Annotated in this window: 20 protein-coding genes; 14 read left to right on the top strand and 6 right to left on the bottom strand. The window is 68.3% G+C overall.

Annotated elements, in window-relative coordinates; translation table 11 throughout:
• The first annotated feature begins 83 nt into the window (after positions 1-83).
• Complete coding sequence (locus ACWC2B_RS20485) at positions 84-2,465, top strand: non-reducing end alpha-L-arabinofuranosidase family hydrolase (protein WP_450718487.1); 2,382 nt, start codon at positions 84-86, stop codon at positions 2,463-2,465.
• Between the two features lie 209 nt (positions 2,466-2,674).
• On the opposite strand, the gene ACWC2B_RS20480 is transcribed toward ACWC2B_RS20485, so the two are convergent.
• Together ACWC2B_RS20480 and def are read right to left on the bottom strand one after the other, a co-directional pair.
• Entirely contained in the window at positions 2,675-3,736 is a 1,062-nt protein-coding gene (locus ACWC2B_RS20480) for an amidohydrolase family protein (protein ID WP_450718485.1), read from the bottom strand.
• Positions 3,737-4,086: 350 nt separating this feature from the next.
• Positions 4,087-4,749 carry a peptide deformylase gene (gene def, locus ACWC2B_RS20475; RefSeq protein ID WP_450718483.1) on the bottom strand — a complete coding sequence of 221 codons (663 nt, stop codon included), beginning with the start codon at positions 4,747-4,749 and terminating at the stop codon, positions 4,087-4,089.
• Between the two features lie 125 nt (positions 4,750-4,874).
• On the opposite strand from def, the gene ACWC2B_RS20470 reads away from it, so the two are divergent.
• A complete protein-coding gene (locus ACWC2B_RS20470; protein ID WP_450718481.1) occupies positions 4,875-5,453 on the top strand; it encodes a winged helix-turn-helix domain-containing protein in 579 nt (192 codons plus the stop codon).
• 210 nt (positions 5,454-5,663) lie between these two features.
• Positions 5,664-7,289 (top strand): class I adenylate-forming enzyme family protein, encoded by a 1,626-nt coding sequence (locus ACWC2B_RS20465; protein ID WP_450718479.1) that lies wholly within the window; start codon positions 5,664-5,666, stop codon positions 7,287-7,289.
• A gap of 545 nt (positions 7,290-7,834) precedes the next feature.
• Here the strand turns inward: ACWC2B_RS20465 and ACWC2B_RS20460 are convergent.
• Positions 7,835-8,302, bottom strand: coding sequence for a hypothetical protein (locus tag ACWC2B_RS20460; protein WP_450718477.1), 468 nt, complete (start codon positions 8,300-8,302; stop codon positions 7,835-7,837).
• A gap of 183 nt (positions 8,303-8,485) precedes the next feature.
• Between ACWC2B_RS20460 and ACWC2B_RS20455 the strand changes: the two genes are divergently transcribed.
• Complete coding sequence (locus ACWC2B_RS20455) at positions 8,486-9,361, top strand: hypothetical protein (RefSeq protein WP_450718475.1); 876 nt, start codon at positions 8,486-8,488, stop codon at positions 9,359-9,361.
• A 252-nt stretch (positions 9,362-9,613) separates the two neighbouring features.
• Positions 9,614-10,531: an NADP-dependent oxidoreductase gene (locus ACWC2B_RS20450; protein ID WP_450718473.1), complete on the top strand. Its 918-nt coding sequence runs from the start codon at positions 9,614-9,616 to the stop codon at positions 10,529-10,531.
• Between the two features lie 212 nt (positions 10,532-10,743).
• On the opposite strand, the gene ACWC2B_RS20445 is transcribed toward ACWC2B_RS20450, so the two are convergent.
• On the bottom strand, positions 10,744-11,205 hold the full coding sequence (locus ACWC2B_RS20445; protein WP_450718471.1) for a MarR family winged helix-turn-helix transcriptional regulator: 462 nt from the start codon (positions 11,203-11,205) through the stop codon (positions 10,744-10,746).
• A 93-nt stretch (positions 11,206-11,298) separates the two neighbouring features.
• Here ACWC2B_RS20445 and ACWC2B_RS20440 point away from each other — a divergent pair, with 93 nt between their 5' ends.
• The 4 genes from ACWC2B_RS20440 to ACWC2B_RS20425 all read left to right on the top strand — a co-directional run bounded on the left by ACWC2B_RS20440 (position 11,299) and on the right by ACWC2B_RS20425 (position 13,807).
• Complete coding sequence (locus ACWC2B_RS20440; protein ID WP_450718469.1) at positions 11,299-11,670, top strand: VOC family protein; 372 nt, start codon at positions 11,299-11,301, stop codon at positions 11,668-11,670.
• 353 nt (positions 11,671-12,023) lie between these two features.
• A complete protein-coding gene (locus ACWC2B_RS20435) occupies positions 12,024-12,212 on the top strand; it encodes a hypothetical protein (protein ID WP_450718467.1) in 189 nt (62 codons plus the stop codon).
• Between the two features lie 237 nt (positions 12,213-12,449).
• The gene (locus ACWC2B_RS20430; protein WP_450718465.1) at positions 12,450-12,722 is read left to right on the top strand and encodes a DUF1876 domain-containing protein; all 273 of its coding nucleotides are present in this window, start codon (positions 12,450-12,452) and stop codon (positions 12,720-12,722) included.
• A gap of 437 nt (positions 12,723-13,159) precedes the next feature.
• A complete protein-coding gene (locus tag ACWC2B_RS20425) occupies positions 13,160-13,807 on the top strand; it encodes a M23 family metallopeptidase (protein ID WP_450718463.1) in 648 nt (215 codons plus the stop codon).
• A gap of 644 nt (positions 13,808-14,451) precedes the next feature.
• Here the strand turns inward: ACWC2B_RS20425 and ACWC2B_RS20420 are convergent.
• A complete protein-coding gene (locus ACWC2B_RS20420) occupies positions 14,452-15,117 on the bottom strand; it encodes a VC0807 family protein (protein WP_450718461.1) in 666 nt (221 codons plus the stop codon).
• A 448-nt stretch (positions 15,118-15,565) separates the two neighbouring features.
• Here ACWC2B_RS20420 and ACWC2B_RS20415 point away from each other — a divergent pair, with 448 nt between their 5' ends.
• Positions 15,566-16,762 (top strand): macrolide family glycosyltransferase, encoded by a 1,197-nt coding sequence (locus ACWC2B_RS20415; RefSeq protein WP_450718459.1) that lies wholly within the window; start codon positions 15,566-15,568, stop codon positions 16,760-16,762.
• 232 nt (positions 16,763-16,994) lie between these two features.
• Here the strand turns inward: ACWC2B_RS20415 and ACWC2B_RS20410 are convergent, their stop codons facing one another.
• Positions 16,995-17,900: a LysR family transcriptional regulator gene (locus ACWC2B_RS20410; protein WP_450718457.1), complete on the bottom strand. Its 906-nt coding sequence runs from the start codon at positions 17,898-17,900 to the stop codon at positions 16,995-16,997.
• 137 nt (positions 17,901-18,037) lie between these two features.
• On the opposite strand from ACWC2B_RS20410, the gene ACWC2B_RS20405 reads away from it, so the two are divergent.
• The 4 genes from ACWC2B_RS20405 to ACWC2B_RS20390 all read left to right on the top strand — a co-directional run bounded on the left by ACWC2B_RS20405 (position 18,038) and on the right by ACWC2B_RS20390 (position 22,754).
• On the top strand, positions 18,038-18,856 hold the full coding sequence (locus tag ACWC2B_RS20405) for a 3'(2'),5'-bisphosphate nucleotidase CysQ (protein ID WP_450718455.1): 819 nt from the start codon (positions 18,038-18,040) through the stop codon (positions 18,854-18,856).
• A 44-nt stretch (positions 18,857-18,900) separates the two neighbouring features.
• The gene (locus ACWC2B_RS20400; RefSeq protein ID WP_450718453.1) at positions 18,901-19,497 is read left to right on the top strand and encodes an NADPH-dependent F420 reductase; all 597 of its coding nucleotides are present in this window, start codon (positions 18,901-18,903) and stop codon (positions 19,495-19,497) included.
• 416 nt (positions 19,498-19,913) lie between these two features.
• Positions 19,914-21,083, top strand: a complete 1,170-nt coding sequence (locus ACWC2B_RS20395) for a glycerophosphodiester phosphodiesterase (RefSeq protein ID WP_450718451.1) — start codon at positions 19,914-19,916, stop codon at positions 21,081-21,083.
• A 492-nt stretch (positions 21,084-21,575) separates the two neighbouring features.
• The gene (locus ACWC2B_RS20390) at positions 21,576-22,754 is read left to right on the top strand and encodes an acyltransferase family protein (RefSeq protein ID WP_450718449.1); all 1,179 of its coding nucleotides are present in this window, start codon (positions 21,576-21,578) and stop codon (positions 22,752-22,754) included.
• Positions 22,755-23,113: the final 359 nt, after the last annotated feature.

Below are 23,113 nucleotides of genomic sequence, written 5' to 3'. Positions count from 1 at the left end.
CACCCCGCGGCGGATCAGACCGTACCGGCCGATGCGCGCACGATCACGGCAACCAGGGCGACCCGCGACCTCCGAGGAGAATCATGAAGGGCCTGCACCGGCTCGGCCGGCGTCGCCGGACATTGACGATAGGACTGTCGGCCGCGGCACTGGTGGCCGGTGTCGTCACGCTCCTCCCCGGCTCCGCAGGAGCCGCGAACCTGGGTACGCAGGCGGCCCCCTCGGGCAGGTACTTCGGCACCGCTGTGGCCGCCGGCAGGCTCGGCGACTCGACGTACTCCACGATTCTCGACCGGGAATTCAACACGATCACCCCGGAGAACGAGATGAAGTGGGACGCCACCGAGCCGTCCCGCGGCAAGTTCAACTTCGGCCCGGCCGACCAGATCGTCAACCACGCCCAGGCGCACGGCCAGCGTATGCGCGGGCACACCCTGGTCTGGCACTCCCAACTGCCCGGCTGGGCCGGCTCAATTGGCGACGCGAACACCCTGCGCAGCGTGATGAACAACCACATCACCACCGAGATGACCCACTACAAGGGCAAGATCTACGCCTGGGACGTGGTCAACGAGGCGTTCGCCGACGACGGCAGCGGCCGGCACCGCAGCTCGGTGTTCCAGAACGTGCTGGGCAACGGCTTCATCGAGGAGGCGTTCCGCACCGCCCGGACCGCCGACCCCGCGGCCAAGCTCTGCTACAACGACTACAACATCGAGAACTGGACCGACGCCAAGACCCAGGGCGTCTACAGGATGGTCAAGGACTTCAAGTCCCGCGGCGTGCCGATCGACTGCGTCGGGTTCCAGAGCCACTTCGGCGCCGGCGGCCCTCCGTCCAGCTTCCAGACCACCTTGTCCAACTTCGCCGCCCTGGGCGTCGACGTCCAGATCACCGAGCTGGACATCGCAGGAGCGTCCTCCACCCACTACGCCAACGCGGTCAACGCCTGCCTGGCCGTGGGCCGGTGCACCGGCATCACGGTATGGGGCATCCGTGACCGCGACTCCTGGCGCAGCAGCGAGAGCCCCCTGCTGTTCGACAACAACGGCAACCCCAAGCCCGCCTACACCGCCGTCATGAACGCCCTCAGGGCCGCCTCCGGCGGGAGCGGTAACACCACCGGCGGGACCGCTGCCGGCGGAGAGATCAAGGGCGTCCCCTCCGGTCGTTGTCTCGACGTCAACGGCTCCAGCACCGTCAACGGCACCCAGGCGCAGCTGTGGGACTGCAACGGACAGACCAACCAGCGCTGGACCCACACCTCCGGCAAGCAGCTGATGGTCTACGGCGACAAGTGTCTGGCCGCCAAGGGCAAGGGCACCAGCAACGGCACCGCGGTGGTCATCGAGGACTGCAACGGCGGCGCCGACCAGCAGTGGAACATCAACACCAACGGCACGATCGCCGGCGTCCAGTCCGGGCTGTGCCTCGACGCCGTCGGCGCGGCCACCACCAACGGCACCAAGATCCAGCTGTACTCCTGCTGGTCCGGCAGCAACCAGAAGTGGACCGGCCCGTCCGGGACTTCGACCCCGACGCAGCCCGCGCCGACGGGCAGCACATGTGCTCTTCCGTCGACGTACCGGTGGACCTCGACGGGCGCCCTGGCGCAGCCGGCGAACGGGTGGACCTCGGTGAAGGACTTCACCACCGTGACGTACAACGGCAAGCACCTGGTCTACGCGTCGAACGTGTCGGGAAAGTCGTACGGCTCGATGATGTTCAGTCCCTTCACCAACTGGCCGGACATGGCTTCGGCCCGCCAGACCGGGATGAGCCAGGCCACGGTGGCGCCCACGCTGTTCTACTTCGCGCCCAAGAAGATCTGGGTGCTGGCGTACCAGTGGGGTGCGTGGCCCTTCATCTACCGCACGTCGAGCGACCCGACCAATCCCAACGGCTGGTCCGCGCCGCATCCGCTGTTCACCGGCGGCATTCCGGGCGCCGCCCCGATCGACCAGACGCTGATCGCCGACGACCAGAACATGTACCTTTTCTTCGCCGGTGACAACGGCAAGATCTATAAGTCGACCATGCCGATCGGGAACTTCCCCGGCAGCTTCGGCTCGTCGTACACGACGGTCATGAGCGACACGGTGAAGAACCTGTTCGAGGCGCCGCAGGTCTACAAGGTCCAGGGCCAGAACCAGTACCTCATGATCGTTGAGGCTCGGGGTGCCAATGAGCAGCGCTACTTCCGCTCGTTCACGGCCTCAAGCCTGAACGGTACGTGGACCCCGCAGGCCGCCAGTGAGAGCAACCCCTTCGCGGGCAAGGCCAACAGCGGTGCCACCTGGACCAACGACATCAGCCACGGTGACCTGGTCCGCAACAACCCCGACCAGACCATGACCATCGACCCCTGCAACCTGCAGTTCCTCTACCAGGGCAAGTCCCCCACCGCGAGCGGCCCCTACGACCAACTGCCGTACCGGCCGGGCGTCCTCACCCTGCGGCGCTGACCCGCCTGATCCGCAGTGACCGCGTTCGGGGTGCGGGCCTGCCGACGCGGAGACGAGTGACCTACAGCGTGGGTGACTCCACCTGCTGACCAGCACTCACACCCAAGAGCGCAGCCGCCACGGGCGGAAGGCTTCCATCTCATCGCCTTCCGCCCGTGGCATTCAACTCCAGTCCACCCAGGGCAGGTCGCCCGGCTGCCCGCGCCGCGTCACACCGCCCCGCACACCTCAGGCGCGCTCTCCTTCAGGCCGAGCAGGCGGTAGTAGTTCTCCCCGAGCGCGATGTCACGGAACGCCCGGTCGCCCAGTGCCTTGTTGATCCGACTGGTGACTTCGAGCTCTTGCTCGTAGACGTGGTAGTCCTTGTTTCGCGAGGCCACGAAGTCGGTCCCGGGAATGGCCCTGGTCGAATACCGGTCGAAGAACGCGGCGTACTTCTGCCTGACTCCCGGCTTACTGAAGTAGCTGTCTTCCAGCACCCGCCAGCTGAGGTCCAGCGTGAGATGGGGGTGCTCGTCCAGGAGTCTCTTCATGATGCCGATGTGCCGGTCCGGGTCCATGGTGGTGAGCTCCTTGGACAGACCCATGTGCGCCCACACGATCTTGTTCCGCGGATACAGCCGGAGGGTCTCCTCCATCAGATGGAGATATTTCGTCTGGTCCGTATCGCTCCCGAGATCCGAGTGGATGGTGATCGGAATCCCGCGGTCCCGCAGCACCTTCATGAACGGCGCCCACTTCTTGATGTTCTCACTCGTCGCGGGCGTGTGGTGGTTGGGGAACAGCGCCTGCTTGACGAGATTCACCTCCCCCGCCCATCGGAACACCCCCGGGAACTCCTTGTCGTAGAGGGCGATTCCGGGTGGGACGGTCTCCGGACGGTTCAGGTCCATAAACGTCATGGAAACAGCGAGTTCGGGGTCCTTCGGCTTCGTCGCCACATAATTCTCAGCGTTGGCGAAGTCGTTCTTCATGCTCGGCACCACGGGAGTTCCGGGGCAGTCCAGGTAGTACGTGCAGTTGGAGTTCACCGGCAGCATCTGCCCAATGCCGTACATGCTCGCGTGCCGGACACCGCTCTTGTGCAGATACCCGGTGAGTTCCTCGAACGGAATCGCCTGCCCTCCGAACGGGCGGAAGTGCAGATGGCTGTCGACCTGCGAGGTGTAGGGCTCTCTCGCCCGGTCGAAACACCCCGTCCCCGCCATCGCCGCACCGGCCCCCGCCGGGGACGCGACAACTGCCACCGCCATCAGTACCGCACCGGCCATGCCGAGGCGCCTGCTGATTCGTGACGTACCGATGATGACCTCCGGTTGACACAGTCGTCTGTTGCGACGAGGGAAGTGCGGCGCCCACTCCGGTGCGGCCGCACGGGCCTCAGGACTCTGCCCACGGAGCGGAACCGAAAGCCTCGCCCCAAGGGCCCGGCACCGGAGAGAAGTTGTTCGACAAGTCACCCGGACAACGGTCCACAGGTGACAGATGTCTTCTTGGCAGCCCTGCAAGATGGCCGCCGCCTCCGGGCCCGGCACGACCGTGCCCCCGGAGAAGCCATGACACTGTCGAAGGTCGCGCCCGGGGCTTTGCTGGCGCAGGGCAAGTCCTGGGCGATCCCGGCTCACCGGCCCAAACTGGCAGCCTTGATCGCGCGTTGTGCGAAGACGTCCTCCCGGCGGTCCTCCATCTGCCGATAGGCGTCCTTGCGGTCCCGTTTGGAGAGTCGGTCAAGATACGTGTGGCCGAAGAGGTGATCGGTCTCGTGCTGCAGACACCGGGCGAAGTAGCCCGTCCCCTCGATGACGAGAGGGTTGCCGTCCTTGTCGAGCCCGCGAGCGACGGCACGATCGGTACGGGGAACGGTCATAGCGGCACCGGGCACGGACAAGCAGCCCTCGAATTCGTCGACGAGTCGGCGGCTGCCCGGATCGGGCAGGTCCAGGACGGGGTTGATGATGTGGCCGACATGCCGGATCCCGTAGTCGTCCGGGCAGTCATATACGAACAGCCGCAGATCGACGCCTACCTGATTGGCCGCCAGGCCTGCACCGTCGGCCACATACATCGTCAGGAACATGTCGTCGATTAACGCTGACAGCTCTGGAGTCCCGAACTCGGTCACCTCGCGACACGGTCGGCTCAGGACCTCCTCACCCACCACCGTTACCCGCCGCACCGAACCCCGTTCCGCCTCCTCCGGCAACGCCGGATACGAGTCGACGGGTTGGCCTTGCACACGGATTCGCCGGTCTATGGGACGGGACCGGTCGCATCGAACGGACATCGCTGTCTCCTCTTCCTACGGATTCCTACGGACGTCACACACGTGGCCGCGGACGGCGCCGCGGCCCCGATACCCCCGGCAAGCACCACTTGCCAAGCGCTTTGCAAAGTAGCAGACTTTGCAAAGTGACTGAAGATGACCTCAACCCCCAGCCCGATCGGACACGGGACACGGGCGACGAACTGCGTGAGCACGACGTCCGCACCGCCCTGCTGGACCTGCTGGCGGAAGTCGGCACCGTCACAGCGACCGAAGCCGCCGCCCGACTGGGCTACAGCTCTGGGCTCTGCTCGTTTCACCTTCGCCAGCTCGCACGCCATGGGCACATCGAAGAAGCCCCTCACCGCGGAGGGCGCGCACGTCCATGGCGTCTGAGCCAGCGCACCCCCTCCACCGCCGCACCCGCGGAGGAGCAGTTCGGCGACCTGGCCCGAGGGCTTGAGGACGAGAGCTGGCAGCGCTGGCTCGCCCAACGGGACCAAGCCCCGGCCGAATGGCGCCACGCTGAAGCCTTCAGCGCCGTGGCCTACCTGACGCCCGAAGAGATGAGCCGGGTCGCGGAGACCGTGCGACGGGCCCTGGCTCCCTACCAGCACCGCGAACAACGCCCCCTGGCCCGCCCTGACGGCGCCCGACCGGTGGCGCTCATCACCCGATTGTTCCCCTTGCTTCCCCACACGACAGACGAGGCGGACCAGGTATGAGCAGCCGCGGACTACGCAACGGCTCGCCCGAGCAAAGACCACGAAACTGAGATGGCTCGCCATGAAGGGCGTTCACTGTGCGCTCTCAGACACTCAACTGAGTCGCGAATACGAAGGCTCATCAAGGACGGGCATGGTACTCCGCCGGCTGATGGCCGAAGTTCCCCCCTGTGAGGTTACGGATCCCGAGCGGTATGTTTGCATGTGTCCATGATCGTTAACACACAGGAAACATCCTCGCCCCGGACGTACGTGGACCACATCCTGGAGCACTGGCACAAGGACGAGGACGCCGAGACGCTCGTCCAGGGTGCGCAGCGGCTGACCCGGGTCGAAGCCCGGCGGCGGCTGTTCCGGCTGGGGCAGGCGCTGCGCCGGCAGGGGCTCGCACCCGGTGACGGAGTGGGGTTGTTCCTGGCCAATCGTGTGGACTCCGTCCTGGTGCAGCTCGCGGTCCATCTCATCGGCTGCCGTGTCGTGTTCCTGCCGCCAGAGCCGGGGCCCGGCGAACTCGCCGCGCTGGTCGAGCAGTCCCGGGCGCGCGCCGTGGTCACCGACCCGCTCTTCGCGCAGCGGGCCGCCGACGCGGCCGGACGCAGCGTCCACGCCCCCATGCTGCTCAGCCTCGGCCCCTGCGAGCAGGACTGCCAGGACCTGCTGGCCCTGGCGGCCGAGTGCCCGGCGGTACGCCCCGACGGCGTGCCCGCCCCGGCCGCGGATGAGGCCGTCACCGTCCTCTACACCGGCGGCACCCTGGGCCGTCCAAAACTCGCCGCGCACAGCCACCGGCTCTACAACATGCTGGTGGACTGGGCGCAGGACACCCCGCAGGACGTCCGCCCCACGCTCTTCCCGACCCTGAACCCGGGCACGGACCGGGTACTCGCCGCCACGCTGCTGACTCACGGCAGCGGCCACCTCACCTCGATCCAGGCTCTGTTGACAGGGGCCGCCCTCGTCGTGCTGCCCGAGTTCGAGGCAGGTGCGGCCCTCGCGGTGCTGCGCGAGGAGCGGATCACCGCCACCATGTTCGTACCGCCGATGCTGTACGCGCTTCTCGACCACCCGGAGTGTGTGCCGGGCGCCCTCCCCGCTCTGCGGCGGATCGTCGTCGGCGGCGCGGCCTCGTCGCCCAGTCGACTGCAGCAGACGGTCGAGGTCTTCGGGCCGGTGCTCAGCCAGGGCTACGGGCAGTCGGAGGCGCTCGGTATCGCCGCGTTCGGTGCGGAGGACCTCGCCTCGCAGGCAGCCCGGCGGCCCGAGCTCTGGCGCAGCTGCGGTCGCGCGATATCCGACACCGAGATCGAAATCCGTGGCGAGGACAGTACGGTGGCGCTGCCCGTGCGGCAGGTCGGTGAGGTGTGTGTCCGGGGCGAGACGGTGATGCTCGGCTACTACGAGGACCCGGAGCGTACCGCGGCGGCGCTGCACCACGGCTGGCTGCGTACCGGCGACCTTGGCTATCTCGACGCCGAGGGGTACCTCTATCTCGTCGACCGGGCCAAGGACATCATTGTCACCGGCAGCACCAGCGACAACGTCTACTCCCGGGTCCTGGAGGACTTCCTGCTCACACTCCCCGGCGTGCGCAACGCGGCGGCACTGGGCGTGCCGGACGATGAGTACGGGGAGGCCGTACAGATCTTCCTGGCCACGGCCGAGGCCGCTGACGTCGACCCGGACGCGGTCGGCGCGGCGGTGACCGCCGAGCTGGGAGAGCTGTACACGCCCCGGAGGACGGTGTTGCTGGACCAGCTGCCGACAACCAAGGTCGGCAAGGTGGACAAGAAGGCGCTGCGTGCCACGTGGACGAACACAGCCCTGGACACGCCGTAGTGGCCGCTGCTGCCGTAGGCACGGATCCCCTGCTGGGGAGCGGATGTTGACGAAGAAGCTACCTGGTGCCGCACGCCTCGGCGCCTGCCGGGCATGTGAGACATGGGCGCTTCACTGAAGATCCGGACGACGTTGGATGGCCAGGGCGTTGCGGGTTTCGGCGGCAGTAGTGACGACCCTGGCTTCAACCGGACGCCCAGGGCGTGCGGCGTATCGCCGTCGGAGCTGCACCCTGCCGGAAGCCCTGGCCTCCGCCTCGCATGACGACTTGGCCGAAGCCGCCCGGGCATGGTCCGAGACCGACGAGCTTCACGGGATCACCGCCGACTCGGGTCCGACGCCTTCGTCACTCAGCGCGGCAAGACAGGCGCCGCGCTCGCGGCCGTCTCGGCTCCAAGGCCCTGGACTCAGCACCGGAGCGCGTCCGGGTCGCGCCTTTCCCTACCGGACCCGCCGATGCAGACGCGAAGGGCCCGTGCCGCTGTATGCGGCAAGGGCCCTGTCGAGTTCGCGGACGAGGGGTTGTCGAACGACCTGACTACCCGTCAAGCGCCGTGATTCTGGGCGTGCTTGAGGGTGCGGAGGATCAGCCACTGGTCGCCCCACGCCATCGCCGTACCGATGACCGCCATCACGATGCCGAGCGTGAGCTGCCCGGTCGCCGCGCCCAGCGCCAGACCGGCGACACCGAGCCCGTACCGGATGACAAACCGGACGGCCAGGAGACCGATCGCCAGGAACCGGGTCCGCTTGTTCTTCCACAGCGCCTTCATGTAGCGGATCCGGGCCCGCAGGACCGTGAACGCCAGCACGATCTGCACGATCGCAACCACCGGAATCAGCGCATACAGAACCGGGTAAGCGCGGGCGATGTCGAAGATCCCCGCGAAGAGCCCCACCAGCGGGAAGTACCAGTTCGGCAGACCCTTGAGGCCCACTCCCTCGGCCTGGACCGGGGCCTCGACCTCGGTGTTGATCTGAACCGGCTTCTCCATCACAACCGTGGCACTCATGGCGTTCCCCTCACGTCTTCCGAATATCCGCCGACCCCTTGCCGACATCACTGATGCTCCCGTCCGGGGCAGGGCCCGCGGCAGAGCGAAGAATCCCGACTCCCGCGGGACAAATGTCATGGGGGGCCACGCGCAGGTCAGCCGGCCGTCGCACCGTCGTCGAGGTGAAGTAGCGTCAGGTACATGACCATGCCACCTCCGTCACCTCAGTCAGGTCCCTACGCTCCGCAGCCCCAAGGCCCGTACGGCACCCCGCCGCCCGGAGCGCCGGCACCCGGCCCCTACGGGTACGGTGCGCAGCAGTCCTGGCCGCAGCAGCAGTACCCCCAACAGGGGTTCCCTCAGCAGCCGTTCGGGCAGCAGCAGGGCTGGGGAATGCCGCCGATGGGGCCGCCTGCGCCGCGCAAGAGCCGGGCCGGTCTGGTGATCGGCGTCATCGCGGTCGTGCTGGTGGTACTTGGCGGTCTGGGATTCGCCGCGAGCAGGCTCGCTGGGGTGGCCAGCGGCTTCCCCGAAGCCGAGTACCGACTCGACGTGCCGGCCACGCTCCTGAACGGCCAGTACACACTGGCACAGGACATGTCCGAGCGCGGCAGGGAGAGCCTCAAGGGTGCCTCGCAGGCGGAGATCCGCGACCCCCAGTCGGCCGCGGGCCAGTACTCGGGAGCCAAGGGTGACGGCACATCAATAGTCCTGTCCGGCATCTACGGCAGGGTGAAGGCACCGGAACGGCAGCGCGGCAGCATGCTGCGGGGCGCGAGGGGAGTCGACGGCGTCACCATCGTGACGCCACCCAGGGACGTCACCCCCGCGGGCTCGGACGTCAAGATCTTCTGCCAGGTGCTGACCAAGTCGCAGGGCGTACTCAGCGTCACCTTCCCGATGTGCGCCTGGGGCGACAGCAACACCGTGGCAAGTCTCGGGGTCGTCAGCCCCGCATCAGCCGGGCAGAAAACCGCCGACGTAGATGTCAACGGGGCCGCCGAACTGACCGCCAAAGTACGCGCCGAGGTCCGCAAGCCCATCGGCTCAGCATCCACTCTCCACGAACTCCACTGAGTAGCCCTTCCAGCCGGAGCCCACTCCCGGCGTCAGTCCCCCACGTCGATCCCGACCGTGAAGCGGCGGCACACAACGCGATCGCGACGGACTGGACGACGAACACGGCTAGGGCGTCGGCGGTGTTTCTGGGAAGACACATGCGTTCCTGATCGTTGAACGCGATGTCACGGTCGAGGCTTCGTCGTCCGGCGCGTGGCCGCCCAAGGTCTGTCCGAACGACTCCGAACGACGAAGTGCGGTGATCACGTGATGAAGGCTGTGCGGTTCCACGAGTACGGCGGGATCGATGTGCTGCGGGTGGAAGAGGTGGAGCGGCCGGTGCCCGGCGCCGCGCAGGTGCTGGTCGAGGTCCGCGCGGCCGGGATCCAGCCCGGCGAGGTGAACATCCGCACGGGCGCGCTGCACGAACGCTGGCCGGCGACGTTCCCCTCCGGGCAGGGCAGCGATCTGGCCGGCGTCGTGGTGGAGGTCGGTTCGCGGGTGCGCGGCTTCGCGGTGGGCGATGAGGTCTTGGGCTTCACCCATAACAGGGCGAGCCATGCGGAGTTCGTCGTGGTCGACGACGTGAACCTGGTTTCCCGCCCAGCGGGGCTGTCCTGGGACGTGGCAGGGTCGTTGTACGTGGCGGGCACGACCGCATACGCCACCGTGTTCGCGGTGGACCCCCAACCGGCCGACACCGTGGTCGTGTCCGGCGCGGCGGGCGGCGTCGGGTCTCTTGCCGTGCAGCTCGCGCGGCGGCGTGGCGCCACGGTGATCGGGCTGGCGAGCGAGCTGAACCACGCCTGGTTGAAGGAGCGCGGTGTCGTCCCGGTCGAGTACGGGGACGGCGTGGCCGATCGGATCCGGCAGGCTTCCGGCGGCAACGTCGACGCGTTCATCGACACGTTCGGTGACGGCTACGTGGATCTGGCCGTGGAGCTGGGCGTGTGGCCCGAGCGGATCAACACCATCAGCGATTGGCAGGCCGCGGCCAGGGTCGGTGCGCGGACCTACGGAGAAGGATCGGCGGCGTGCGCGGTCGTGCTCGGCGAACTCGCCCGGCTCGCCGCGCGCGGGCAGTTGGAGGTGCCGATCGCCCGAACCTACCCGCTGGAACGGGTGCGAGACGCGTTCCGCGAGCTGGAACGGCGGCACACCCACGGCAAGATCGTGCTCCGCCCGTAGCCACGGCTGTCCTGGGTGACCATCGAGCAGCCACCCAGGACCCGCCCGCCCCGACAGCCGTGCCGCGCTCAACGCCCCCGGCTCGCCCTGTGAGACGGCGCTGATGTGCGGGCCTCGGGGTAGCTGCCCCGAGGCCCAGACGATGTTGCGGTCCTCGCCGCGCCCAGGCGACGGGTCGCCCAAAAGGACGGTCCGTGAGGGCCGGGGGGCGGTCATCCGCCGAGGGCCTCGGTCATCGTGTCGAGGTCGGCCAGGAGCGCCGTCATCCGCCGCGCGGGGATGTTCTGGATCATGCGTTGTTCGATGGCGTAGACGACGCCGCGGGCGGCGCGCAGACGCCGCTGCCCGGCCGCGGTGAGGTGGATGGGCAGGGCCCGGCCGTGGTCGGTGCTGGTGGCCTGGGTGATCAGGCCGGCGTCCTTGAGACCGCGCAGAACGACGTTGGCCGATTGTCGGGTGACGAAGGTGCCCCGGGCGAGGTCGGCGTTGGACAGGCCGGGCTGTTCATCGAGGAGTTCCAGGCAGGAGTACTGCGGGACGGTGAGGTCATGCTCGCGCAGAGCCTTGTCCATGGCGCCGCGCAAGGCAGCCGAAGCCTTCTTGAGGCGGTATCCCACATGTTCGGTGATGTCTTTCGCTGGATGGGGCGCAGACACTGACGCACGATCTTCCATGTCAGCATTTTGACACACACGGAAGTGACGTCTACCTTCTCTTATGTCAAAGCTCTGACATACAAGTTGTTGCGACCATCCTCTGGAGTCACCATGACCGCCACCGTCGAAGGCCCCGATTTCGTCGCCCTGCAGGTGAGGGACGTACCGGCTGCGGCCGCGTTCTTCGAGGAGAAGCTCGGACTGCGCCGGGACCCCAATGGGCCGGCCCACGCGGTCGTCTTCGCCACCACCCCGATCCCGTTCGCCGTGCGTGAGCCGCTGCCCGACGTCGATCTGGACGCCGTCGCACGTCCCGGTCTCGGTGTGGCGCTGTGGCTGCGCAGCACCGACGCCCCGGCGCTGCGCGAGCAGCTCCTCGCGGCCGGCACTCAGGGCGTCACCCCGCTCCAGGACAGCCCGTTCGGGCCGACGTTCTCCTTCACCGGCCCCGAGGGCTACCGGCTCACCGTGCACGGAGGCTGACCGGGAAGGCCGTCGCCCTCACCCTGGGGCCCATTCTCACTCGCGGCGGCCTGCGCTCTCCCAAGGCTTCACCGCCGTCCCCTACCGGCAGGACCGTGAGGGGTGCTGCGCCTGGCGTCTTCCTCGGCCGGCGGCGAGGGCACTGCCACCGCCGCCGGTCCGGCAGTGAACAGGGGGGCAGGGGCCGGGCCCCGGGACAGGCGCGGAACCCCGGCTCCTCCACCCACACTCCCCGCCACCACGCTTGAGCCAAGCCGGTCGGTGACAGACCCCGGCCGGCTGAGTCCGACGTCACAGGACGAAACGGGCCCGCCGGCTGACAGATCCACGGCGAACGGGAAAGATCAAGCCTCATGAACCCCACGGAGACATCCCATCCACCGATCTACCAGCGCCTGGTCCGCGAACGCGGCGACGTCCTGACCGAGACCCGGACGGTGGCCGAGCAGACTCAGCACGAGGCGCGACAGGCACTGGACTGGAGCGAGGTGCGTCGTGCCCAGAGAAACAGGGAAGAGGGCTCGTTCTCCGCGTTCGACTGAGGGGCGAGCGGCCCGGGCCACCAGCCGCCCATCGGGCCGTCTCAGCTTTCCAATCGTTCCGGCTTGTTCCGGCTTGTTCCGGCTTGTTCCGGCTTGTTCCGGCTTGTTCCGGCTTGTTCCGGTTGGACAGCAGGCGCCTCGTCCTCGGCGGACAGGGGTGGCCGCGGCTCCGGTCGTACTTGAATCGCCGGGAGCGCATGCTGGAGACAGCAGGGGGGCGCCTGGAGGTGGTGTGCCATGTCCACGCTCGTCGGATGGCATGTGGAGCTGGAGTTCTCCGAACAGGGGAACCGCACCGGCGCGGTGGCCCTGATCAGGCTTGCCGACGGCTCCGAGATCAAGGCACGTGGCTACGCCATGCGCCACCCCGCCGACCCGGATCAGCTACGGGTCGGAGAAGAGATCGCGGGTGCACGTGCGCTCATGGATCTCGCGTCGCAGCTGTTGCAGAAGGCACATACCGAGATCGACGAGGCCTCGGGCAGACACTCCCGCCCGCTGGCGCACTGACCGACCGGCCCCCACCGACCCACGTCGGATCACGGGGAGATCGGGCAGCCATCATCCGGCCTGCCCTCGGCGTCGCCGTCGTCCGGACGGCTCCGCCCACTGCGGCGGAAGCGCCTCACTCCGTACGGGCCGGTCGCCGCTGCCGGGTGCTCTGCGGCACCCTGCGCATCCGTCGAGCCGTCGCCAGAGCGGTCGGCCCCGCCACAAACACGGCGCAGCAGGCGGGCGGGACCCGGGGCAGCGTGCGGTGCCCAGGCTGTCAACTGCCTTAGCAGATCGGCACGTTGCATAGCGGCCATGCAGGTTGGGCGAGTAGATGAAGGTGTCCCCCGGGGCACACGGGTGTACTCCGACGGCCGAATGCCGTGGTGAGGGCGTTACGCCATGCGGCGCAGTCAGGCGTGCGCACCGGGCTCATCGCGGTTGGGCTGTCGGGCATGGGCTACGACATAGAGAGCCCGCGCCAAGCGGGCAGCACACGACGTGACGTACTCAGCATCGCGGCAGCCGTCCTGGCCGGCGGCGCCTTCACCGCGGCAGGACCCATGGCGCACGCCGTCGCGGAGCCAGACGGCTGCTGCGACGCCGACTTCGACGAGGACTTCGAGGCGGCGCTCGCCGAGGCGGACGCAGAGGTCCCGGACGCCCGCGTCCTCGCCCCGGAAGGGCCTCCACGCCAGTTCGCCCTGCCGCTCCGCCGGCGCTACCGCGTGACCGCGCGCTACGGAGTCCGCGGTGACTGGCTCGGCGGCCACCACACCGGCATCGACCTCGCCGTGCCGAAGGGAACCCCGGTGTACGCCGTCGGCGCGGGCACAGTGGTCCTCGCGCGCTGGTCCGGGGCGTACGGCAACGCGGTGACGGTGCGCCTGCCGGACGGCCACTACGCGGTGTACGGGCACCTCTCCCACATCGCCGTACGCCAAGGCGCCCGCATCGGCACCGGCAATCGGCTCGGCAACAGTGGAGCAACCGGCCGCGCGACAGGACCCCACCTTCACCTGGAGATCCGGGCCCGGCGCGGGTACGGGTCGGACATTAATCCGGTCACCTATCTGGCGAGGAGAGGGGTCCGGCTCCAGTAGTGCGGGCACACCGGACACACGTCAGAGGACTACGCGCTGGTGGGCGATACGCCGCCGGAACTCGTCGCCCAAGTCGCGATGGGCGCCGGGTCGTTCACAGCCGCCCCGGGGACGCCATCACCCATCCGTGTACATGTGATTCCTGACGGTATGGATGCCAGGCGGCCGGGAAGAGTGTCCCGTATCCACCCATAGGAGAGCTCTATGCGAGTACATTCCACTTTCACCGCTGTTGCCCTGGCTACTGTCACCGTCCTGGCCACTGCGGCAACAGCCGCCGCCGACGGCGAACCCCACGGCATCATCACCCAGACCGTTGGCAGCGGCGGGGGTTCCAACCAGGTGGGTCCCCTCGGGGGCGGCAATTGGGGCAATGGGAACTGGAACCGCTCGCCCGCCTTTACCCCCACGACCACGGAGTGAGCGCCCACCCCTGAAATCCAGCGCCGAGCACTTCGTACAGGCCTGTCCGAGCCTGTTCGGTGAACTGCGCGAGAAGCGCCAGATCGGCCCCTGAACGGGGGGACGTTGGCGGTCGGACGCCGAGAGCCTGCGTCTGATCCGGACGGGTTTCAGACACAGGCTCTTACGGCTTCCCGCGCCCACCATGGTGACTGGGCGCGATGGTGGCTGGGCGCGGCCGGTCAGCTCTGGACAGCGGCCGCGGCGGCGAGCTGCTCACCTCTGCGGCGCGACCGCTTGCCGTACAGGGTGGTCCACACGACGAGGGCGCCGAGAACGCCGTAGATCATGAACGGGCTGAGGGTCACCATGGTGTCCGTACTCAGCGCGTACGCGAGCCCGATCCGGGTCACGGCCTCCAGGCAGTAGGCCACACCCCAGACCGTTGTCATGGTGATGACGGTCTTACGGAATCCTTCGAACTGCCACAGGCCGTTCCACCAGGCGGCGCCCGCGGCTGTGCCGTCGGTCGCGAACTTGCGGCCGAAGTAGAACATCAGCGGGCGTGGAGCCAGCAGCGTCGCCAGACACAGGAGCCCGAACAGCCCCGTGACGGCGGAGTCCTTGAGCAGCAGGGCTCGGGCCGAGTGCGCCCCCACGAGCGACACCACGGCCGTGATCACCAGGAACACCATGGTGACGATGGCGAACTCGTCGAGACGGCGGCGCCACACGAGGTGGAAGACACTGTCGAGCACCGGCCAGGCACTCCCCGCCAGGAGCGCGGTGAACTCGCTCCAGCCGTGGTCGTGGAGTGTGTTGTACGTGAGGATCGGAGCAACCACATTGAGGGCGATGGTGAGGACCCAGCCGACCGCGGCGGCGCCCCCGGACCGGGCCGGCGGCATCGGGCGCTCATCGGCGGGAGCTCCTCCTGCGTTTGACGCGCTCCGCGCGCCCTGCATGTTTCTAGACGTGTTTGTGGTGGGTTGAGCGGGCACGGTTCCCCCTGAAGGTGCCTGACAAGCGCGGCAGCATGAACGTAATACAGGCCCGCAGTAAGGAACTTCAGGCCTGCGGACCGAATGATCACCGACCTTGGACGGAATGGCTAATTCCGGCCTTGCCGTGCGCTTGAAAACGGCGCCCTCAGGAGCTCGCGCCCGGCTCAAGGCCAGGTTCCGCACTAGGGCGACGTCGCGAGCGCCGTAGTGCGCACCATGCCGTTTGCGCCCCGCTCGCGCAGGAGTGTCCCAGGCGCCGCGCGCTTCGTTGCTCTGTTGCGCACTGCCGCGTTGCCCAGTTGCACCCCTCAGCGTTTCCCTACCGTAGGCCTCAATCTAAGGAAGTCCCGACATGCCCCGTCCTGCCCATATCGCCATGATCGGCACGCCTATGGTCGGCCATGTGCTGCCCAGCCTGGAGATCATCCGTGAGCTGGTGGCCCGCGGCCATCGCGTGACGTACGCCAACGCCGACCACGTGGCCGATCTGATCAAGGACACCGGTGCCGAGATGGTCCGCTTGACCTCCACGCTGCCGGTCGCCGACAGCGACTGGCCGCAGGACCCGATCGCCGCCGCCTCCCTCTTCCTCGACGAAGCGATGGCCGTACTGCCACAGCTGCACGCCGCGTACGACGACGCCCCGGCCGACCTCTATCTCTACGACATCGGCGCGTACGCGGCCCGCGCGCTGGCCGAGGCGCAGGGCCGCGACATCGTCCAGCTGTCGCCGACGCACGTGGCGTGGGAGGGAGCCCAGGAGGAGGTCGGGGCGGCGTTTGCCGGGCTGCCCGGAGGTCCCGCCTACCGGGCACGGTTCGCTGCTTGGCTGGACCGGTGCGGTGCGGTGACCACGAACGTGGAAGAGTTCACGGGTCGGCCGCCGCGGGCGCTGGCCATGATCCCGCGAGCCATGCAGCCGTATGCGGACCGGGTCGACGCCGATGCGGTGTCGTTCGTCGGCCCGTGCTTCGGCGTCGGCGAGGAGCAGGGCGGCTGGACACGGCCGGCCGGTGCGGAGAAGGTGCTGCTGGTGTCGCTGTTCGGCTCGGTTTACCCCGGGCCGCAGGAGCTCTACCAGCAGTGCGTCGCGGCCTTCGCGGATCTTCCGGACTGGCGTGTGGTGCTCCAGATCGGCAGTGGCAGCGACCCGGCCGAGCTGGGGGAACGTATTCCTCCCAACTTCGAAGTGCGGCCGTGGACAGCACCGCTGCCGATCCTTGAGCAGGCGGACGCCTGTGTCACGCACACCGGCATCGGCACCAGCAGTGAGTGCCTGTACGCAGGCGTGCCGGTGATCGCGGTGCCGCACGGCCCCGAGCAGTGCTTCTACGCCGACCGGCTGGTCGAACTGGGCGTTGCCCGCCGGATCGACACCGCGAACGTCACGGCGGCGGCACTGCGTACGGCCCTGATGGAACTCATCGGCGATCCGCAGGTCGCCGCCAGTTCGGCATGGCTGTGGGCCGAGGTGCGCGCCGAGGGCGGCACCCGCCGCGCCGCGGATCTGATCGAGGAGCAGCTGGTGGAGGAGCGAGTGGGCTCATAACGCGAGTGGGCTCGACATCGAGCTGAACTCCTCGCCAGAGGTGGGTACTTACCTCGGTGGCCCTCAGCGATTCGAGGCGTACGGCGCCGAGCAGTGGTTCGGCGTGTGGTCTTCGATCACGCCGCGCGCATGAGTTCGTGCCCGGCAGCACAACAGATCCCGGTTTCCGGCCGGCCGTGCGGCATCAAGGTGGTCGCGTGGACGTATGGGTGAAGCCGCCGGACGGCACCGGCTACGACGCTCCGCACGCGGCTAGCGCGGTTCGCGCCAGCCCACGCAGCCAGGCGTGGGCGTGGTCGGTGTCGTAGCGCTGATGCCACGACAGGTATATCGGTGCCGACGGCAGTTCGAGCGGGAGGGGGAGCACGACCAGGCCGAGGTCGGCGACCGCTGACCGCGTGGTGGCTTCGGGGACGCTGATCAGGAGATCGGAGTCGCGCGCGAACTCCAGCGCGGCCGCTTCCGTGGGCGCGGTCGCCACCACGCGGCGGGTGAGGCCGAGCCGCGCGAGGGCGTCGTCGAGGCCGTTGCCGAGGTTTCCACGTCGCGAGACGTTGACGTGCTCGGCGGCGGCGTACCGCTTCGCGGTGACGGTCCGGACGCGGGTGAGGGGGTGCCCCTGCCTCACGACGATGACGAGGGGGGTCTCGCCCACGTTCTCGGCACGTATGTCCGGTGCGCTCGGGGGGTTGGCGTTCGCCTCCAGGTCGACCTCGGCGCGCCGCAACTCGGGGGTGTCGACGCTCGATTCCGCGACAAAGCGCAATCGCACGCCCGGCGCCGGTCCGCGCACGGCCGCGAGCAGCGCGGGGCCGCTCAAGGCGACCAGGGAATCGTGCCAGCGGAGTGTGAAAGTGCGCTCCAACGTTGCGAGATCGAGTTCACGGCTCGGTGCCAGCACCCCCTGGACCTGGTGCAGCAGCTCGTGCACCTGTTCCCGGACGGCGATCGCATACGGCGTCGGGGTCATCGTGCGGCCGGTGCGCACCAGGATCTGATCCCCGGTCGTACGCCGGATTCGGCCCAGACTCCGGCTCATCGCGGGGGCAGTGACGTGCAGGCGCGCGGCGGCCCCGGCCACACTTCCCTCCTCAAGGAGCGCGTCGAGCGCGGTGAGCAGGTTCAAATCCAATTGCATGTGAGTAATCCTAGCCGTGCTTTACATGCATTTGAAGTTAACGAAGGGGTGGCTTACCTTCGAGAGGAGAGCGCAAGACGGAACGCACAGCTTGGCTCGACCAGCCTCATCACCCCTTCCTCACGCGGGAGTTCACCATGTCCGAAACGCCTCAGACCCCTGACGTCGCCGCCTCCGACGCGGACCTGCTCGACCAGACCGCGATCGCGGTGCGCGCGGCCGGTTCGGCGCTGCGTGAGCGCTTCGGCGACGTGGTCCGCTACCAGACCCGCGAAGAGCTAATGCGCGCGCTCGCCGTCAACGACGACACGGCCCTCGACATCCTGCGCCCCCGCCTCACGCAACTGCGCCCGGACGCCGGGTGGGTGGAGGACGAGCTGGACGGCGGGGCGCTGCCGCCCGGCGAATGGTGGGTCGTGGATCCGGCCGAAGGCAACGTCAATCACCTGCACGCCCTGCCCGAATGGGCGGTGACCGCCACCCTCGTACGCGACAACCAGCCGGTGCTCACCGCGGTCCACCTGCCGTTGACCGGCGAGACCTACACCGCGCTCACCGGCGCGGGCGCCCACCTCGACGGCCGGCCGCTGCACGTCTCCCCCACCGCGGACCTCGGCCTGGGCATCGTGGCCACCAGCCAGGCCCGGCCGGACGAGGACGAGAAGGTCGTGAGGCGCGTCGGTTCCTCGATCACCGCGATGCTTTTCGACGCGCTCGTCGTCCGCACCGCCGTGCCCGCGACCCTCCACCTGACCAACGTGGCCGCCGGCCGGATCGATGCCTTCTGGCAGTTCTCCGGCGCCCGCGCGGACCTGCTGCCCGGGGCGCTGCTCGTCACCGAGGCCGGCGGACGGATCTCCGACGCCGAGGGCCGCCCCTGGACCCCGCAGAGCGAGAGCTTCCTGGCCGCCGCGCCCGGCGTCCACGCCGAGGCCGTCACCACGCTCTCACGCTGACCGCGCACCACCCCACCCGCACCCACGAGAAGGACCACATCATCATGACCACGATCGCAGTTCTCGGAAACGGCCGCGTCGGCGGCAACCTGGCCACAGCCCTCATACGGGCGGGACATGAGGTGACCGTGGCGGACCGCGCGCCGGGCGCCGCCGCGGACGCTGCCCGGACAGCCCGGATCGTCATCAACGCCACCCCGGGCGCCGGCTCGCTGGACCGGCTCGTCGCCCTGCGCGGGGAACTGCGCGACAAGATCCTCATCGATGTGTCCAACGCCACCGTCGACGGACCGGACGGACTGCCCGGCGACCTGATCTACCCCGGCTCAAGCCTCGCCGAACAACTCCAGGAAGCGCTCCCCGAAACGCGCGTCGTCAAGACACTCAACACCATGCTCTTCCCCGTGATGACCGCGCCGGCCACGCTCGCCCAGGCACCCGACGCCTTCCTCTCCGGCGAGGACCCGCAGGCCAAGCAGACCGTCCGTGACCTGCTCACCGACCTCGGCTGGCGCAAGGAGTGGATCACTGATCTCGGCGGGATCCAGACCGCCCGCGCCACGGAGGCCGCGATACTGTTCGTACCGCATGTGATGCGGTCCAGCGGATTCGCACCCTTCGCGATCTCGATCGCCCGCTGATCCGCACACAGTGCGCCGCCCGGGGCTCCCTGTCCATGGCGCCGAGCCGTGCCGAGGCCGAGTGGGCGGCTGCCGCACGAACTCGACCCTGAGCCCGAGGTGTACGACCCGCACCTGGACGTCGACTTCAGCCCGCTCATGCGCGGTGATCAGCCGTTTTGAACCGCGGATGCGCGATCCTCTCGACCGAGGTCACAACCCACCCCGCCCGTCTCGCCGGTGCCCGCTCGTGCATACGATCGGGGAGGGCATCCGGATGACGTGCTCAAGACACCTTTCGGGGCAAGTCTCGGAACACGTCTCGGGACACCTCTTACGTACACCGGTTACGTACACCGGCCTTACGTACGTTGGATGGGCACGAAAAGTCCGGCCCCACCGGACATGGCAAGACAACGCACAGCGAGGAGCACGGTATGGAGAAGCGGCAGGAGCCAGGGCGGCGGACGGTACTGGGCGCCGCGGCCCTCGGCGCCGGAGCGGCGGTGTTCGCCAGTGCGGGCCCGGCGAGCGCAGCCGGTACGGCGGCCCCGGAGCACCGGCGGACGCCCGCCGGGCGGCCCGCGGACCTGCCCGTGCCGTTCGTCATCGGTCACCGGGGCGCCAGCGGATACCGCCCGGAGCACACCTTCGGCTCCTACCAACTCGCCCTGGACATGGGCGCGGACGTCATCGAGGCGGGTGACCTCGTCCCCACCAAGGACGGGCACCTGGTCTGCCGGCACGAGCCCGACATCTCCGCCACCACCGATGTCGCCGACCACCACGAGTTCGCGGGCCGCAAGACCACCAAGACCGTGGACGGCAAGAAGATCACCGGGTGGTTCACCGAGGACTTCACCCTCAGCGAGCTGAAGACCCTGCGCGCCAACGAGCGCATCCCCGACGTTCGTCAGCACAACACCCTGTACAACGGCCGCTGGGAAGTACCCACTTTCGAAGAGGTCCTCCAGTGGGCCGAGCGCGAGGGGCGCCGCCGCGGCCGTTCCGTATGGATCTTCCCCGAGACCAAGCATCCCACCTACTTCCGCAAGTTGGGCCTGGGCGTCGAGGAGCCGCTCGCCAAGCTGCTGCGCCGCTACGGCCGGCACACCGCGCACGCCCCGAACCTCCTGCAGTCCTTCGAACCCAGCAGCCTTCAGCGGCTCAGCGAACTGGGTGTGGAGTGCCCGAAGGTGGTCCTGGTCGACGAGCCGTCCGTCAAGCCCGCCGACTTCATCGAGTCGGGCGACCCCCGCACCACCGCCGACCTCCTCAAGCCCGAGGGGCTCAAGTGGATCGCCGGCTTCGCCCAGGGCATCGGCCCCTGGCTGCCGCAGATCATCGCGCAGGACGACAAGGGCAGACTCGGCAAGCCCACCGCCCTCGTCCGCGACGCGCACGCCGCGGGACTGTTCCTCACCCCGTACACCGTGCGGAACGAGAACAGCTTCCTGCCGTTGGACTTCCGCGTCGGCACGAACCCGGGTGACTACGGCAACTCGCTCGCGTACTTCGAGGCGCTCTTCGCGACCGGCATCGACGGCCTGTTCTCCGACGACCCCGACACCGCGCTGCTGGCCGCCGAGGAGTTCCGCACCCACTGACCACCGACGCGCCCCGGACCGGCGCCCGCCCTGTGCCGTCGAAGTCCCGCGCGAGCCCTGCAATCACTGCCGCCGCAGCGCGCCGCCGTTGCGGGTCAGCGTGGACAGGCAGATCCACGCTGACCCGCAGAACACTCCGCCTTCCATGGTGCGAGCGCGTCGCGGACCAGGTACCGCAGGGCGGCCGGGACGGCCGGGGTCAGTGCCCGCGCGGCTGGTAGGCCATCGCCGTTCACTGTGATCGTCATGCCGACGCTGCGGCCCGTGCGCCACCCAGGTCCGAGTCGGCGCAAGGCTCCGGCGGCGGTCACCCTCATGGGTGATGAGGCGCGCCGTCGATACTCAACCAAGGCGTTATGTAAGTCGAGTGCGCCAGGATAGGGGACCAACGGGGTAACTCCAGCGCCGGCGGGAGAATTTGAACGCCTTCCTCCGGGAGCAAATGCTCACTGGGTATCAAATCCCGCCCCGGGGCGAAGGAGACGCGGTCTCATGCTGTCCCCTACCGGCTCTGAGAAACTTCCGTCACTGACCGGCTTGCGCTTCCTCCTGGCGGCCTGTGTCCTCATGGCCCATGCCTTGTCGGGTTCGGCACTCTTCAGCGAAAGACTGCAGGCCGTGCTTTCCGTCGCAGCGGCGCCCCTTGCCACCTCCGCGGTATCCGGGTTCTTTGTCCTCTCGGGCTTCGTACTTGCCTGGTCGTACCGGCCGGGGGAACGAGCCCAAGCCTTCTGGCGACGCCGCTTTTGGAAGATTTACCCCAACCATGCGCTGGGGTGGGTTCTGGGCGCGATCTTCTTCGTGGTCGCGACCGCCCCCAGCCCCATGGCGGTCGATGGCAGCGCAACCGTGCTGGGCGGGGCAGCAGAGTTGCTCCTGATGAAGGTCTGGGTGCCCGTTCCGGAAGCATTCAACGGCTTCAACGACCCGTCCTGGTCTGTTTGTTGCGAGGCCTTCTTCTACCTGCTCTTCCCGGTACTGATTCCTGTCGTCCGCCGCTTGACCCGGACCGGGCTGCGTCGCGCGTGGCTGGCTCTTTCCTGTGCGATCCTCACCTTCCCCGCACTGGCGATGGGGCTCGGCGGACGAACGCTCCCGGGCTGGCCACTCGGCCTGAACACGCTCTGGTTCGCCTACGTCTTCCCGCCCGTGCGGTTGACGGAGTTCTTGCTCGGAATCGTCACTGCGCGCCTCGTCCAGGAGGGCGCCTGGTCACAGTTGAACGCGCCGACCCGTATCGGAGCCTTGGCGACGGTACTCGCCGCAACTCCATTCCTTCCTCTGACATATTGCCTCGGAGCCAGCTATGCCGTGCCCTTCTCCTTGATCATTGCCGGGCTGACGGTACGCGATGTCCAAGGCCGGAGCCGGTTACTCGCCCGGCCGGCCGTGGTCGCGCTGGGGGAAGCTTCGTATGCGCTGTACATCGTTCACTTTCCCTTGTTCATGTCCGCCCGGCAGGCCGTCGGCGTCAATCACCGGTTCGCGGTACTGAACGGCTTCCTGTTTGCAGCAGGGCTGATGGTGGCGGCGCAAGCGGTGGCTCTACTGGTCCACCGGCGGTACGAACGACCAATCCAGGCACGCTTTGCTCGCAGCACCCGCGCCGTGGCCCCAGCCGCCTTGAGCACAGGCCGCCTTGAGTACAACACGGCGCCTGTATCCGACTGAGGTTGACTCTTAATACGCCGTATTCCTATGGGCGGCCATAGGGACGGTACTGATCGCACAGGATCCCTGGTCAAGTGATCTCGGCTGGGCGATCTCGGTCGGGTGGATGCATGAGAGCACGGCCTCTTGGTGGCTCGGGGTTGCGGTGCCATCGAATACCCCGGAGGCCCTGTTGTCCAATCCTTGCCGGTTATCCCGGCTTGCCTGTGGCCCCGGCTTGCGTGACGACGGCCCTCTCGACATACAACTCCCGTGTATCGGCGTGCGATTACCTCACGCCGATGGTTCGGGAACACGGTCGATCCGGCCGCAGAGGGGGCGGCGAGAAACGCGGCTCAGCCTGCGATGGTGCACTGCTC

It is taken from the genome of Streptomyces sp. NPDC001415, assembly GCF_053597395.1.
Note: the sequence above shows the minus strand (reverse complement) of the source record. Positions and strands in the feature narration are given on the sequence as shown.

What these genes read in the sequence shown, in the direction of transcription:
- ACWC2B_RS20485 (WP_450718487.1), top strand. Translation starts at nt 84, where the DNA reads ATGAAGGGCCTGCACCGGCTCGGCCGGCGTCGCCGGACATTGACGATA.
- ACWC2B_RS20480 (WP_450718485.1), bottom strand. Translation starts at nt 3,736, where the DNA reads ATGGCCGGTGCGGTACTGATGGCGGTGGCAGTTGTCGCGTCCCCGGCG.
- def (WP_450718483.1), bottom strand. Translation starts at nt 4,749, where the DNA reads ATGTCCGTTCGATGCGACCGGTCCCGTCCCATAGACCGGCGAATCCGT.
- ACWC2B_RS20465 (WP_450718479.1), top strand. Translation starts at nt 5,664, where the DNA reads ATGATCGTTAACACACAGGAAACATCCTCGCCCCGGACGTACGTGGAC.
- ACWC2B_RS20460 (WP_450718477.1), bottom strand. Translation starts at nt 8,302, where the DNA reads ATGAGTGCCACGGTTGTGATGGAGAAGCCGGTTCAGATCAACACCGAG.
- ACWC2B_RS20455 (WP_450718475.1), top strand. Translation starts at nt 8,486, where the DNA reads ATGACCATGCCACCTCCGTCACCTCAGTCAGGTCCCTACGCTCCGCAG.
- ACWC2B_RS20450 (WP_450718473.1), top strand. Translation starts at nt 9,614, where the DNA reads ATGAAGGCTGTGCGGTTCCACGAGTACGGCGGGATCGATGTGCTGCGG.
- ACWC2B_RS20445 (WP_450718471.1), bottom strand. Translation starts at nt 11,205, where the DNA reads ATGGAAGATCGTGCGTCAGTGTCTGCGCCCCATCCAGCGAAAGACATC.
- ACWC2B_RS20440 (WP_450718469.1), top strand. Translation starts at nt 11,299, where the DNA reads ATGACCGCCACCGTCGAAGGCCCCGATTTCGTCGCCCTGCAGGTGAGG.
- ACWC2B_RS20435 (WP_450718467.1), top strand. Translation starts at nt 12,024, where the DNA reads ATGAACCCCACGGAGACATCCCATCCACCGATCTACCAGCGCCTGGTC.
- ACWC2B_RS20430 (WP_450718465.1), top strand. Translation starts at nt 12,450, where the DNA reads ATGTCCACGCTCGTCGGATGGCATGTGGAGCTGGAGTTCTCCGAACAG.
- ACWC2B_RS20425 (WP_450718463.1), top strand. Translation starts at nt 13,160, where the DNA reads ATGGGCTACGACATAGAGAGCCCGCGCCAAGCGGGCAGCACACGACGT.
- ACWC2B_RS20420 (WP_450718461.1), bottom strand. Translation starts at nt 15,117, where the DNA reads ATGCCGCCGGCCCGGTCCGGGGGCGCCGCCGCGGTCGGCTGGGTCCTC.
- ACWC2B_RS20415 (WP_450718459.1), top strand. Translation starts at nt 15,566, where the DNA reads ATGCCCCGTCCTGCCCATATCGCCATGATCGGCACGCCTATGGTCGGC.
- ACWC2B_RS20410 (WP_450718457.1), bottom strand. Translation starts at nt 17,900, where the DNA reads ATGCAATTGGATTTGAACCTGCTCACCGCGCTCGACGCGCTCCTTGAG.
- ACWC2B_RS20405 (WP_450718455.1), top strand. Translation starts at nt 18,038, where the DNA reads ATGTCCGAAACGCCTCAGACCCCTGACGTCGCCGCCTCCGACGCGGAC.
- ACWC2B_RS20400 (WP_450718453.1), top strand. Translation starts at nt 18,901, where the DNA reads ATGACCACGATCGCAGTTCTCGGAAACGGCCGCGTCGGCGGCAACCTG.
- ACWC2B_RS20395 (WP_450718451.1), top strand. Translation starts at nt 19,914, where the DNA reads ATGGAGAAGCGGCAGGAGCCAGGGCGGCGGACGGTACTGGGCGCCGCG.
- ACWC2B_RS20390 (WP_450718449.1), top strand. Translation starts at nt 21,576, where the DNA reads ATGCTGTCCCCTACCGGCTCTGAGAAACTTCCGTCACTGACCGGCTTG.